The following is a 14,090-nucleotide window of genomic DNA, read 5'->3' as shown; positions in this document are numbered from 1 at the left end:
CAAAAAAATCGATGTAAAGGTACTTCATCGGTTATGTCGCAGTGCATCGACAATTTGCATGCGCGAGGCTTTCCAGGCAGGGTAGAGGCTGGCGATAAGGGTAGTCACAATTGCCAGCGCCAGTGCTTCCAGCAGCATATCCGGGGTAACGAGAATTTCCCCGGTGTAGCCGCGTGCCATGCCGGGTGGAGGGGGCATCGGAATGCCGATACTGGAAATAACGGCAGCGAGCAGCAGTCCGACCAGTACCCCCAGCATGCCACCTATTCCGCCGATCAGAGCGCCTTCACACAGAAACTGGCGCAAGATATCGATTTTTTTTGTGCCTAATGCCATGGCGGTCCCGATTTCTCCTGTACGTTCCATCACATTCATGGTCATGGTGTTGGAAATGCCCAGCAAAATGATGAGTGCAATAATCAGCTTGATTGCCTGGACCTGCTTGGTGAACAGTACAGTCGTTTTATTATAGAAATCAGCCAGCTGATACCAGGGCACAATCTCAAACTGATCTGGTGATAGCTGTTTGCGCAGTGCTGCCAGTACAGTATCGGTCTGTGCAGTATCATTCAGCAGTACCACCCAACTGTGTGCGCCCTGGGTGCGCAGCAGTTGCTGTGCGGTACTGATCGGCAGACGCAATGCGCTGTCATCATAGGATTTGGTTACGGTTGTGAACAGCCCGCCAACTGTCATTTCAACTGCATTGATTCCCCGGGTTGCAGTATTGACCAGCAGCACTACCTGATCACCCACTGCTACGCCCAGGTTACGCGCCAGCCCTTCCCCGATAATCAGGTGGTGAGGCTGATCAGCCGATAAATGGCTGCCGGATGAAATTTTGAGTGCGTTGCCAAAATGGGCTTGCTCCTGCGGATCAATTCCTTCGCCGATGAAAGAAAGCGTGGCATCACCATGACTGACCAGGCCGCTGAAGCTCAGACGGGGGACAGCCGCCTTGATCAAAGGCTCACTGGTTCCGAGTGTAAATTTTTTCGACAAATCCTGCGTAAGGTTATCCGGGAACAAGAAACCGTAGGGATCGGCTCGGCCGGATTCAAAATAACCTGGCTTGACAATTTGTAAGTGGCCCAGTTGAGAGTGGATAGTGGATTCCCGCATACCCCAGAATATCCATTCAATAAAGCCGCTCGCCAGTATTATGACTGTGCAACTGAATATCACTACGGCAATGGCGATTATGCTCCGCCTTTTTTGACGTGTAAGATTACGGAATGCCAGTCTGGCGTAACGTCCCATGTTGATAATGGTTATTATATTCACGCTGGAGCTTTTCTATATATAAATGCCCTGGTCATTTGTCGATATATTTTACATTGCCAGGTTGTCAATAGTTGAAACGGTTGTGAAAATACGTGTAATATATTGATTTTAAGTATATTAATAATAATTCCTAATTGTGGCATGCATATTGCTTTTATATTATTGCGGCACTAAAAATAGGTAAGTTATAAGCTAACTTTTTAAATTGATTAACCTGAGGGGTAACCATGAAACAAAAAATCTTTACTTCAGTACTTGCGGCAGCAGCAATCAGCTTGTCTGCTCCTGCGATGGCGAGCACCATTACCAATCTGGATCTTGCTGGCGCATCTCCTTTTAGTGGGTTTGACTGGTCATCAAATGGTACAGCTATATCAGCCCCTGTGTCAGGTACTCTAGCCGTGGGTGATACATTTACTACTTATTACTTTGCAGATGCTGTATCTATTTTGAAGCAAGGTGGTGGGAGTTTTGTTACTCCTGGTTTAATATCGTCTGCGCCCGGTAACGGCGGTTTTGCTGCGGGTGCGTATGAATACACGATTGTTGCACAGATAGAGGAAACAGTTACTAGTGTTTTCAATCTTGGTGGTGGTAAGACATTGGCAACTTTTAGTGCGACAGGGAATGGATCCTGGGATATTTATTATGATAACGCAGGATTAGGTAATTCGATTGCAAACCAGATAGCAGGCACTGGGTTTACTGATGGCGTTAGAATACTGGGCGGTACTGTTAATCCCGGGGATATTGGTAACTTTACAGTGGATGCAGGTGGCACAGGTGGAAATGGGCAATTTGATTTCAACGGCTTAGTAAATTATACAAATACTGCTTACATTACTCCAGAGCAGTTGAGCACTGTTGCCTTTGGTACACTTCAGTTCGGTAATAGGATAACGGATTGGACAGCTGCAACCGGTACTCCATGGGGTTCATTGCCAGGCAATCCTTTACAGTTCCAGGCAGATGGTAATCAGAACTTTGCACCTAGGCAAGTACCAGAACCAGGAGTTCTTGCCCTTCTGGGCTTAGGTATGTTTGGCCTGTTTGCCACTACCCGGAGAAAAAATAATCAGGCAGCTTAATACCTGATACACGTCTGATGTGTTACGAAAAACCGGCTTATTGCCGGTTTTTCGTTTAGATAAAGTGAAAAATTATTGGCCAAATCTGTCAGTAGAGTCGTGAACTAATCTTATTGACTATTGCAGGGAATTTTTCTTCCGGTAGATAATTTCTAAACCAGCCAGCTATCTTTTGTGCGTTTTTGGAGAAATCAGGTGTATTGAGTATTCGTTGTGCTGCTGCTTGAATATTGCTGTGCGTTACCTGGTCTGCGCGTACCTTTAACCCGGCACCTGTTGCCACAATAAAATTCATATTTAGCAGTTGATCCATATTTGCCGGAATTCCCAATACTGGAGTTCCCTGCTGCAGGGCTTGGTGGGTGGTGGGGCTGCCACCGTTGCAGATAACTAATCTTGCCTGTGCAGCTATCTCTGAGCCGGGCAGGAGACCTGATATGACAATATGCTTGGCCGATGATGGAATTGCAGGCGAATCGCTAAACGTTGCAACGGCTATTCTGCAATTGAGCGAAGCTACTGCACTGACTACTGCGCTTAATAAGCCTGGATTACCCGAGCTGCCCATGGAAATATAAACTAGTGGGCGATTGTCCGTCTGATTGGTTAATTCTGCAGGAACTTCTATTTTTGGTGACCAGATAATTGGACCAATAAAAGCGTATCTGTCAGGGATGGCGCATTTTTCAACAGGTACTATTTCAGGGATATCTGCAAAAACTGAAATATCTGCTTCAGTAAATACTTGCCTTAAATCAAATCCCAACGGTTTCATGCCATATTTTCGGCAAAGCCTGTGCATTGGTAGGCTGTGATAAGCCAAGATAAGCGGGCGCAGTAACCGGAAGGTATAGTTCGCTGCCGTAACACCCAGTAGTTTTGTAGCAGGATGCGTGGGAATTTCATAGTCGATGTGTGCATAAGGGCTCCAATAAGCGTTGGAAATACCAACGTAAGGTATTTTCATTAATCTGGCGCTAACAGCAAGTGATAAGCGAAAATCTCCTACGATGATATCCGGCTTGATAGCTTTAATGAGGCACAAATCTTCCTGAACGTAGCGTTTGAGTATGTTGTAGCTGAAAACAACACGGCCTGCGTCAACAGCAGCAAGATATGCCTTGCTGCCAATGCACCAGAGATCGTGGACGGGTAAACCCGTGTCAATGGCGATTGATTTGAAATCAGCTCCCGTTGCAATACTGACTTCATACTGTGAGGGGTCGAGTATGCTTGCCAGGACAACAGGCCTGGCTACATGTGCAAATGTGGCAGGTTCCGCAAAGAAAAGAATTTTTTTCCTGGGGATACTCATTATCTGGGAGAGGAGCTCAATATATGACCTTGAACAGTTTTTATTTAAAGGGCAGTTGCTACAATAAAAATATCTTTTTTATGATTCAACAGGTAGCCAAAGCAGCCATAAAATAAAAGCCGGGGTGAGGTATAGATCAGACCAAATTTTATGGGATCAAAGATACTGTCAACAGTTCTGTCTGTAGATGCCATATAGTTGAATACAAATGTAGAATTTATAAAGGGAATTTTTGTATCAACGTAACTTCGATACTCAACCTTGTCAATATGGAATCCTTTTTGTTTAAGTATTTTGATTATTTGTTTTCCGCTCATAATGTGGCGGTGATAAGGTTGGTGTAGCCAGCCGACTTCATCCAGAGGGTCGTTTAGGTGAATGTAATCTGCATTTGGAGTACCAATCATGAGCTTTCCCCCGGGGCGCCGGACCAGTGCTGTTATCTCATCTATGAATGTAATCGGATCTGGACTGTGTTCAATAACATCCTGGCTGTTTACCACGTCGAATTTTTGTTTATAAATTCCCCTGTCAGAAAACTGGCTGTCAAAAGGGTCGTAGCCTGTTACTTTGGTGTAACCTTTTTTTTGTAAAAAATGCAGGAAGCCACCATTACCACAACCAAAATCCAATACTGTATGGTGGGGCAAGAGCCCTCCTTGCATCAGCTGGTGGAGACGAGATGCAAACAACAGTTGCGTAGAGAAATCCAGCTTCTGTTTTTGCATGACATAGTTTTTATAATAAAAATCATAATCAATTTCTTCCAGACTGTGCAACGAGCCACATTGAGCACAACGCCAGACTGTAAATTGTTCTTCTTTAAATTGCCGGACATTGGATTTTATTTTTGCAGTATTACTGCCATCAATTTTATTTTCCTGGTCACATATTTTGCATATTACTGAACAAGTTTCCATTTAACCCACTCTTCTGAATTGGAACTGCGATACTTTAAATATACAGTGAATCTGTCACCGAGAAATACGATAAAAGGCAATAAATCGAACTATTTTTATGTGAAGAAAGCTGCATGGTGTATTTATACTGTTATTTTTCATCGATAGGAATTTTAGCGATGGCTTCTTCAGAGGTTTATGGTGGACGAATTGGCAAATACTTAAAGGCGGGTAATAGCAATAAAGGATCAGTTAATCTACTAGTGATAATTTGAATTTAATATGACTCGTTGTAAACGTTGTTTACTGCCTCATAATGTTCCCGGTGCTGAAATTGATTCAAGCGGGGTTTGTATTGTTTGCAGAACGCGTGCTCCGGATGACAAACATCAGTCTGAACAGTTGCGTGAAAAACGGCAGCTTGATCTTGAGAAGGCGCTGGAAGATTGCCGGGGGAAAGGCCCCTATGATGTTCTGGTTTGCCTGAGTGGCGGGAAGGATAGTCTTTATCTGCTTTACCGGTTGAAGGTTGAATACAAACTTAACGTACTGGCATTTACTACCGACGTCAATATTCCTGATGTCGCCTGGAAGAATATTCACCGGGCGATTCAGAAGCTGGATATTGATCATTTAGTTTATCGACCTTCAGCTCAGTTTTACCGCAAGCTTTTCCGCTATTTGCTTATGAATCAGGAAGCGCGCGGTGCGGTTTATACAGTTTCTTATGTGTATGCACCATTGTTTGAAGGGGATGCATTGCAAGTAGCAACCGAGAAAGGCATTCCTCTGGTATTGGCCGGATATTCTCCTGGTCAGCCGGAACCGGAACGGATGGAGTTTGAATTTTCGCGTAAGCTGATTACTGAAACAGATTGGACACCGCCCGGTTTATGCGAATCAGGTGAGTTTCCGGAAGGTGAGCTGGCACGCTTCTGGAATCCCAAGCGTTTCCCTGTGGGTACCTGTTTCCCGCGTTATCTTGCTCCTTTTCATGCCTGGGACTACGATCAGGAGAATATGATTCGCAAGGTACACGAACTGGGACTGGTGGAACGGCGTGCGCACGGTAATCCGATTTACAGTAATTATCCAATCAACTGGCTGTTAATGTATTCAGATCTGAAGCATTTTGGCTATAACCCGTATGCGCCGGAGTTTTCTGCACTAATTCGTGAAGGCAAGGCCAGTCGGGCCTATTGGTATTTTGCTGCTCCGATTGTTAATTTCATGATCAAACACCGATTATTCCTGGGGCGTAACACTACAGAACAAATGCACCAACTGGGTTTGCAGGACAATGATTTACAGATTACCCGGTCGCGTGGTGCATATGACCCGAAAATAGACTGAGGAATAGCTGTATAACTGACTTCGGCATATAACTGCAAGTACCATGGATGAGTAGCAGAAAGTAATCTGGCGGTGTTAGCGGTAATGACGGGGGCATCGGATTGCCGTATCAGCCTGACCTTCTGCTTTCCACCCTATTTCGTTTGTGGTTGTGGTTACAGCCAAAAGCTAATTTCTTCGCAGTGATGGCAATATGGTGTCACTGAAAATCCAGGAGATTGAGACAGTCTGTGCCACTTTCACCTTTGTGAAACCTGTCGGGTTGAGCAGCCCGGCATAAAATTTTAACAGGGTGAACAGGGTTGATTTACCTGTGTTGTCTCTGTTTTTTCGGGTAACCAAACTACAGATACGATTGGCAGTGGCGGGCTGGGTCAAACTTCCTGAAAAAGAGATAATCGTGTTGAGCAATAAAACTAAAAGCGGTACCTATACGGATAACAAGATCAGGACAGTGCCGGATTTGCTGGCAATGCGTTGCCATGCGGCGCCGGATACAGCAGCATTTTATACTCTGGATCATGGCGGCAGCTGGCAGTCAACCAGCTGGCAACAGTTTGCACAGGCTGTCGGAACAGTTGGTGCTGCGTTAGTCAGTGCTGATATCAGGAAAGGTGATCGCATTGGTATCATAGCGCCTACTTCACTTTATTGGGAATATGCACAGTTAGGGGCGCTGTCAATAGGGGGGGGGGTTGCCGGAATTGATCCGGAATACCCCATCGACCAGCTTAACCATGTAGTTAAGAATCTCGCCCCTGCCGCTTTGTTTGTCCAGAACAGATCTGTTTTAGCAAAGATCTCTTCAGATACTCTTCGACAAATCAGTCTGTTTATTTTTTTTGAAGAAGGATCACTGCAAAAGAATGAATTATGCATGGCTGATCTGTTGGCAAACAGAGTAGCTGGAGCATCCGTAAATTTCCAGACTGCAGAGCCGCAAGATGAAGCGGTTATTGTATTTTCTTCCGGTACGACAGGCATGCCCAAGGCAATTGCTTTTTCCCATGCACAAGTTGTTATTGCGATTGACGCTATCACGGGCGTATTTGATGGCTTTAATGAGAAAACGATATTTTTATGCTGGTTGCCACTGGCCAATCTTTTTCAGCGCATTGTCAATTTTTGTGCAATAAAAACCGGTACATCCAGTTACATACTGAGTAATCCGCGTGATCTGATGCGTTATATCGGGCAGGTTAATCCGGATATTCTGATTGGTGTACCCAAAGTATTTGAACGTGTCTGCTCAGGCATTGTTGAGCGCATTGAATGCCGGATCTGGCCCATCCGCAAACTGGGGCAATGGGCAATACGAACGGGCCATAAGCGCGCAGTAATGAGACAGGCGGAGAATTATCGGCCCGGGATAACGGATTCGCTTTTCTTGAAGCTGGCGGATTACATACTGCTAGACCGTTTGCGCCTGATTTTTGGTTCACGAATACGTTATGTTGTCAGTGGATCAGCGGCAATGCCGGTCTGGTTACTGGAATGGTATGAAGCAATTGGACTGCCAGTCTATGAGGTTTATGGGATTAGCGAAAATGTGGTTCCGGTTGCTGTTAATCGCCCTGCTTGCCGGAAACTGGGTACGGTTGGCAAGCCATTGTCGCCCAATGAGGTGAAGCTTTCGGAAGATGGAGAGGTGCTGGTACGCGGGCCGGGTGTTTTTAGCGGTTACCAGGGAAACCAGGCCGAGAGTAGTTTGCGTTTCTCTGCGGATGGTTATTGGTATACCGGTGATCTGGGCCAGTTGGATGAAGCAGGATTTCTTTCATTAATTGGAAGGAAAGGTGATGTTTTCAAGACGGCAGCCGGAAAATGGATATCACCGGAAAGAATAGAGGAACGGCTCAAACGTATCGCCTGCGTAGAACAAAGTGTTGTTTTTCAGCGCCCATCCGGCAGGATTGTTGCGATTATTGTTGTTGATTTGGAGAAATACACACAAAGAATTGATCCGGGCTCTCAGATAAAAATATTTAAGGATCTGGAAAACACTCTAAAAACCAGGCTGTATCAATCTTGGAGAAATGATATCGATATCGTACTGGGTGATCTGCCTTTTTATCAGCGACCGGTCTGCATTGGCATAACAGGTGAGCCTTTTACAGTTGGTGGTGGCGAATTAACTGTCAACATGAAGGTGCGCCGCAACATGATTACTCAACGATTTTCGGCTTATTTTGAAAACCTTGAATGTGGTACCGGCGAAACAAACAAACATAAGCAGCCCGATACGAATAATTGTGGCACTGTGGTTAATAGAGACCCCGTTATTTTTTTTATATGAATACTTATTTTATTACTGGCGCCACAGGTGTGCTTGGCAGTGCTGTTGTCAGAGAACTCCTGGCAGATTCTCAAAATCAGCTGGTTTTGCTGGTTCGCGCTGAGAATGATGTCGCTTTACAGAAGCGGGCTGCATGGCTGACGGCATCGCTCGGAATCAATGCAGAGGCTGCTGGCAGGATAGATTTCGTGTGTGGAGATGTTGAGCAGGAAAAGTTGGGGCTGTCCCCGGATAGATTTGTAGGACTGGGGGAGCAGGTTACGCATATTATCCATAGCGCTGCCAGTGTACGCATGAATCATCCGCTTGAGCGGGCACGCCTGGCGGCAGTAACTGCAGCAGAGCATGTGCTGCAACTGGCGCAATTAAGCTGTAAAAACAGTTTGTTGAAAAAAATAGAGGTGGTAAGTACTGTCGGAGTAGGAGGTAAACGGCGTGAGCCATTGCCTGAGAGATGGCTGGATGAGCCAAGAGAATTTCATAATACATATGAGCAATCCAAGGCTGAGGCGGAATCAGTACTAAGAGCAGGGGTTGAGCAAGGTATGCCTGTGACCATCCACCGGCCCAGTATGATTGTAGGAAACAGTCAGACAGGGTATGTACTGCATTTTCAGATTTTTTACTTTTTACTTGAATTTATTACCGGTCGCCGCACCTGGGGGGTGATACCTGATATTTCTGATCGATATGTAGATGCAATTCCTGTTGATTACGTTGCCCGGGTGATTTCCTGGTCCAGCAGAAATCCTGCGACAATCGGTAAAATATTACATTTATGTGCCGGCCCCCAAAATGTGACTTCTCTTGAAAAGGCAAGAGCAATGGCAAGCCGGAAATTCAGGGAAAAGGGGTTGTCTGTTCCACGTGAATATATCTTGCCTGTTTTCTGGTTCAGGCTCCTGGTGAGCAGCGTCCTCCCTTTTCTTCCCCGAAAAATCAGACGTTCTGTCAGTGTATTGCCTGTTTTTCTGAATTACACAGAGAATCAGGTATTTACCAATACAGAGACATGTGAAATTCTTAAAAATGCTGGTTTTGTTTTGCCGTGCCCGGATGAATTCCTGAGCCCGGTAATTGATCATTACCTTTCAGCAACTTATTCGGGCTAAGCTGCTGAAATAACTCTCCTTCTGGATTTCTGGATGAATCCTATTCAGAGACAGCGGTATTGATGATGGCTTCGTGATCATCGGTTAAGGGGGCCTGTAAGTATTTTAAGTATGCCCAATAACCGTAAAATACGGCTTCTTTATTAATCATATTTTCCCGTTCAAATATGTTGTGTATTTTGGGCAGGTTGCACCAGGCCACTCCCGGGAAGAAATGATGGTAGGCATGCAGTGCAAAATTGAGATTGGGTAACAGTAATTTTTCCCACCAGCGCAGAATAATAAGCGGGGAGGATTCGATAACTTTAGCTTGAGGCAGGTTGTACACATGCTCGCAAATTGCCCCGAGACGTACAACCAGGGGTGTAAATGTCATGAGTGGCAGTAGCCAATACACCAGAAATACCGGCCATAGTTCAAAACAGGTCAACAGGACAGCCAGCCCGATGTAAAAAGCAGGTCGCAACCATTTGGGGACAGGGTGCGGGCGCTTGTAAATCTGTTTGTTTTCCAGGCGTTTGCCCTTCAGGATTCGGTAAAAACTTAATCCACATAAATCACTTAATAACAGCTTGATTAAATGCGGGCCTGGCATGGGAAACGTCCAATCCGGCCCGGATTTACGCAAAAAATCCGGATCATCTTCGGTAAAGTAGTATTTGTGGTGAGATAAATGTACCCTGGCGTAATCTTCTACCGTAATCCCGATAGGGTAGGCTGCCAGGACGTTTGCCAGAATGTCACCATACTGTCCTCGTAAACCGAGCTGGTGTACCTGTTCATGCACTAATAATCCCAGAATATTGACGCGTGTGGCGATAATTGGCAGGGCAAGCAATGTCATCCAGATGGTATCAAGATGAATAGCAAGCATGATGGTTGCAATAATAACAACCCATGCTCCTGATACCTGCAGGAAAAATTCTTTTGGTCGGGCGCCATTGAGCGCCTGAATTTCTTTACGTGCCTGTTCGGATAAATGGCTTTTATTACCTGTTAATGCAGGCGGAAGTGTACGTGATTGGTTCATAAAACACCTCGTTTGATTCACAATGTGGATAAACAGAGAAAAGAGTTTTCCCTTGGTTTTATCACGGCATAACTGTGAATTAATTGAGAATTAAGGTGTTTTTAAAAGTTTGTCATAAGCGCTTCTTGTGCCTTTATTGCTGAGAGATGATTTTGAAACAAAGCGGAAAGCAGGAAGCAATCCAGGAGGGTAACGGTAATAAAGGTACTAATTGCTTCACGCTTACGACATTCTCAATGATGGGGCAGTAAGGTGGGGTTGCTTTCTGCTATGCAGCGCAGTCGTAATGACAACATGGGAAATTTTGGTTGGTGCAATTCCAGTGGGAGAATTACAGCTCGGCGTAATAACTGATTTCTTGTGCGAATTGGCGAAAATCCTGGGGAGAGTGCTGGCTGATTGCGTGGACAATTTTTCGGTTGATTGCTTCATACTGGTGTGCTGCAATTCCCGAAGCAGGGTAAATACACTGCCCATCGTTTGTGGTGCCGGGTAATCAGCGTTGCCAAGAATAATGGCTGCCAATATCAATACATGGCGGGTATGGTGCGTATCCTGCAGGTCAATATCTGTTTCAGCTCACCAATATAGCGAGGCTGTTTTTCTTCAATACGTTGTGCACAACACCCGGGTGATTCCAGCTTTTCAGTCAGGGCGATTGTACCCACCGGTCGTGCCGTTCCTTCAATATGCGTTGCTGCAGCGGGAGAAAATCAGCCATATTCAGCAGATGGCGGGTGAGCAGTTGGGCGCAGGTGTGATTGTCTCCTAACAGGCACCGATCTTTAAGTGCTTCTTCCAGTACCGGTTCGGAGGCATCATTGACGACAATATCTACCAGGACAACCTGGCTCGGTGCTGATGCTTGGCACTAATTCTATTCAATCAACTCCCTTATTTCCGCAATATCTTCTTTTGTCAGTGCCATAGCTGTATTCCCGATACAAAGTAAAAACGGTTAAAGCATACCGTGCTCCTTGTCCCGGTACATGTTGGGGCGGATCCTGATGGAGCGTGATATTAGCCTTAGGTTTTTGGCGGTTAGGGGCGGTGCAGGGTGGCTATGGATTCCGGTTTTACGCCGGTCGCAGGTAACTGGGGTGGTGGCTGGTGGGGTTTGACTTGTGAATGAGAAACGGTGTGGTGTGGCTGGTTTGTTTTGACTGAATGAGCCGGGTAATTTCCCTTTCCTTATTTCGGGAAAGAAAATGCGGGTAGATGCTCCTTGTTTTGAGGTCGAACTGCTCCGCCTGAGTGGCGATTTGTTTTTTCATATACGCCAGATCCAGATGGAGTAACACTGCCGGTGCATTCACGCGCGGACAGGTGCGCAGTTCACCAACCTGACGGAATCCGAGCATCCGTTTGTAGAAAGCGGCGTGGCGGGGGTTGATTTCAATGAAAGCATCGTCAACATTATGAATGTGGCGGGCAAAGATATAAGCCATGTGGAACAGTGAGGCAAAAATTTCCTTTGAGCTGCTTTCCGGGTTGAATGCGAGTTTGGATAGCTCGCAGAGCCTGTGGCCTTGCCGGCGAAATTGATCCAGCTCTGTCCGGTAGAGGGTATCGGCAAGCAGTCCGGTATCAGTGTCGATAGCGAGCGTCAGTGTGCCGATAAGTTGTCCGGATTGTTGTGCTTCGAGCGTGTATTGGGAAGGATCGGCTGAGAAAACGGAGGCACTTTCAGTTTGGTATCCACGCGAAGCATACATGCGCTTGATAAGGGTATTGGCTTTGATGCGCTGCATGAGTGAACTGACCAGGTGGATGCTGTAACCGTTGCGTTGCAGGAGACAATCCGATACAGCGTGATTTTGATGATTTTCCGGGTTCTGTTGTATGCGGTGTTTTTGTAGGGAAAGGAGTTGCGGGCTGCTGCGTTCGAATGAAATATGGCTGGAGGGATAAAAATCTGGTGCAATGTTTGTTAATCGAAAATTTTGTATTGTGACTGCTGGTGTGGATGAGTTCACGACTTGCATAAGCTGTGCTCCTTATGGGTAATTTTTCAGGCTGAGCAGGACCGGTCTGAAAAATGGAAACAAACGAATTATTAATTGTTGAAATAATGTTCTTACTACAAGCATGATTCGTGCCAATAAAAATAATTGTTAATAATCAATAAATTATATTTATTATTATTTTCTTGAACGACAGGGATGTCGCTGAAATTCGTGATAAAAATCACTGGTTTCTATAATTGATTGTTTTTGCTGGGTATTGTTGGTCTCTTAATGGAGACGGAAGATGTTTTCATTTATTTGAAGGCTTGGCATTAAAAATAGAAAAAGCCGGGGTACTTACAGGGCTAACGGGCAAGGCTGTCCTGGTACGATAGGTATTGCGTGCGCTCGCGCAACGGAAAAGTGCTAAATGGCTTACTCTGCCTGGTGACGCTGAACCAAAGTTTGAGCAGATAGTGCGTGTTGGCCTCAGCTACCGGATCACTGAATTGCTGTGATACTCGTTGATATATCCATTACTTATAATCTGGAAACAGTTTGCGAAAGTTTTATAGTGCTACACTCGCCCGATGGATCATGATCACGGATATAAACTGCTGTTTTCCCATGCCGAGATGGTGGCGGACTTACTGCGCGGTTTTGTGCGGGAAGAGTGGGTGCATGAGCTGGATTTTTCTACGCTGGAAAAAGTTAACGGCAGTTATGTCAGCGACGATTTGCGGGAACGGCAGGACGATATTGTCTGGCGCTTGCGCCGGGGGCGAGGTAAAGAGGGAGAATGGCTGTACGTCTACCTGCTGCTGGAATTTCAATCTACCATAGACTGGTTTATGGCGGTACGTGTCATGACCTATGTCGGTTTGCTCTATCAGGATCTCATCCGCAGCGAATCCATCAAAACCGGAGAACAGTTACCGCCGGTGTTGCCAATCGTTTTGTACAATGGCGATAACCGCTGGCAGGCACCGGTAGATATGGGAGAGCTGATCCTCCCTGCACCTGGGGGATTGGATCGCTACCGGCCGCAGCTCACCTATCTGCTACTGGATGAAGGCAGCTACAATGAACATGAACTGGCGGAACTGCGCAACCTGACAGCAGCCTTGTTCAGATTGGAAAACAGCTGCACTCCGCAGGATGTTGAACGGGTATTGCAAGCCCTGATCACCTGGTTACAATCATCTGAACAGGATGGGTTACGGCGGGCGTTCGTCATCTGGCTCAAACGAGTCTTTCTGCCGGGCAGGGTGCCAGGTGCCAGCTTTAACAAAATTCACGACCTACAGGAGGTAAAAAGTATGCTCTCAGAACGTGTCAAGGACTGGACCAAAGATTGGAAACAGCAGGGAATTGAGGAAGGACTACGGGAGGGATTGCAAAAAGGACTGCAGAAAGGGCTGGAGCAGGGGCTGGAGCAGGGGCTGGAGCAGGGTCTGGAGCAGGGGCTGGAGCAGGGGCATCAGGAAGGGCGGCTGGAGGGCGAAGCTGAATTCTTGCTGTGGCTGCTGGAACGGAAGTTTGGCCCGTTAAATGAATTTACATGCAGCCGCGTTAGAGCTGCAGATTCACGAACACGATTGTCCTGGGGTGAAAGAATACTGACTGCGTCGACGATTGAAGCTGTGTTTGGGGATTGATCGGCATAAGTTGTGTTCAAGTTGTTGAGAGGCATGGTGGAGTGATTAAGCGCTGCGCCGTGGTGGGTTTCACAGTAAATTCTGGTTATCTGATAAAAGGTCTGGTTTA

Annotated in this window: 12 protein-coding genes; 5 read left to right on the top strand and 7 right to left on the bottom strand. The window is 46.1% G+C overall.

Annotation, left to right across the window (positions count from 1 at the left end):
- Nucleotides 1–24: 24 nt before the first annotated feature.
- The gene (locus tag IT527_RS07230; protein ID WP_363278109.1) at nucleotides 25–1,284 is read right to left on the bottom strand and encodes an FtsX-like permease family protein; all 1,260 of its coding nucleotides are present in this window, start codon (nucleotides 1,282–1,284) and stop codon (nucleotides 25–27) included.
- 227 nt (nucleotides 1,285–1,511) lie between these two features.
- On the opposite strand from IT527_RS07230, the gene pepA reads away from it, so the two are divergent.
- Nucleotides 1,512–2,372, top strand: coding sequence for a flocculation-associated PEP-CTERM protein PepA (gene pepA / locus IT527_RS07225; protein WP_292967858.1), 861 nt, complete (start codon nucleotides 1,512–1,514; stop codon nucleotides 2,370–2,372).
- A gap of 88 nt (nucleotides 2,373–2,460) precedes the next feature.
- On the opposite strand, the gene IT527_RS07220 is transcribed toward pepA, so the two are convergent.
- Nucleotides 2,461–3,687 carry a nucleotide disphospho-sugar-binding domain-containing protein gene (locus IT527_RS07220; RefSeq protein WP_292967857.1) on the bottom strand — a complete coding sequence of 409 codons (1,227 nt, stop codon included), beginning with the start codon at nucleotides 3,685–3,687 and terminating at the stop codon, nucleotides 2,461–2,463.
- Nucleotides 3,688–3,731: 44 nt separating this feature from the next.
- A complete protein-coding gene (locus IT527_RS07215; protein WP_292967856.1) occupies nucleotides 3,732–4,607 on the bottom strand; it encodes a class I SAM-dependent methyltransferase in 876 nt (291 codons plus the stop codon).
- A gap of 261 nt (nucleotides 4,608–4,868) precedes the next feature.
- Between IT527_RS07215 and IT527_RS07210 the strand changes: the two genes are divergently transcribed.
- The 3 genes from IT527_RS07210 (at nucleotide 4,869) to IT527_RS07200 (ending at nucleotide 9,347) form a co-directional block, all read left to right on the top strand.
- Nucleotides 4,869–5,939 carry a hypothetical protein gene (locus tag IT527_RS07210; protein ID WP_292967855.1) on the top strand — a complete coding sequence of 357 codons (1,071 nt, stop codon included), beginning with the start codon at nucleotides 4,869–4,871 and terminating at the stop codon, nucleotides 5,937–5,939.
- 313 nt (nucleotides 5,940–6,252) lie between these two features.
- Nucleotides 6,253–8,235, top strand: a complete 1,983-nt coding sequence (locus tag IT527_RS07205; RefSeq protein WP_292967854.1) for an AMP-binding protein — start codon at nucleotides 6,253–6,255, stop codon at nucleotides 8,233–8,235.
- Nucleotides 8,232–9,347: an SDR family oxidoreductase gene (locus IT527_RS07200; protein WP_292967853.1), complete on the top strand. Its 1,116-nt coding sequence runs from the start codon at nucleotides 8,232–8,234 to the stop codon at nucleotides 9,345–9,347. The genes IT527_RS07205 and IT527_RS07200 overlap by 4 nt, the downstream gene beginning before the upstream one ends.
- Nucleotides 9,348–9,387: 40 nt before the next feature.
- Here IT527_RS07200 and IT527_RS07195 read toward each other — a convergent pair whose 3' ends face one another.
- From IT527_RS07195 to IT527_RS07180, 4 genes are all read right to left on the bottom strand, one after another.
- A complete protein-coding gene (locus IT527_RS07195; protein WP_292967852.1) occupies nucleotides 9,388–10,377 on the bottom strand; it encodes a fatty acid desaturase in 990 nt (329 codons plus the stop codon).
- Between the two features lie 222 nt (nucleotides 10,378–10,599).
- Nucleotides 10,600–10,902, bottom strand: a complete 303-nt coding sequence (locus IT527_RS07190) for a hypothetical protein (protein ID WP_292967851.1) — start codon at nucleotides 10,900–10,902, stop codon at nucleotides 10,600–10,602.
- Nucleotides 10,903–10,904: 2 nt separating this feature from the next.
- Nucleotides 10,905–11,045: a hypothetical protein gene (locus IT527_RS07185; protein ID WP_292967850.1), complete on the bottom strand. Its 141-nt coding sequence runs from the start codon at nucleotides 11,043–11,045 to the stop codon at nucleotides 10,905–10,907.
- Nucleotides 11,046–11,453: 408 nt separating this feature from the next.
- On the bottom strand, nucleotides 11,454–12,362 hold the full coding sequence (locus IT527_RS07180) for a long-chain N-acyl amino acid synthase (RefSeq protein ID WP_292967849.1): 909 nt from the start codon (nucleotides 12,360–12,362) through the stop codon (nucleotides 11,454–11,456).
- Nucleotides 12,363–12,913: 551 nt separating this feature from the next.
- On the opposite strand from IT527_RS07180, the gene IT527_RS07175 reads away from it, so the two are divergent.
- On the top strand, nucleotides 12,914–13,981 hold the full coding sequence (locus IT527_RS07175; protein WP_292967848.1) for an Rpn family recombination-promoting nuclease/putative transposase: 1,068 nt from the start codon (nucleotides 12,914–12,916) through the stop codon (nucleotides 13,979–13,981).
- Nucleotides 13,982–14,090 lie beyond the last annotated feature (109 nt).

This window comes from Nitrosomonas sp. (assembly GCF_020852615.1).
In the GTDB taxonomy this organism is placed as follows: Bacteria; Pseudomonadota; Gammaproteobacteria; order Burkholderiales; family Nitrosomonadaceae; genus Nitrosomonas.
This window is presented reverse-complemented; position numbering and strand designations above follow the sequence as displayed.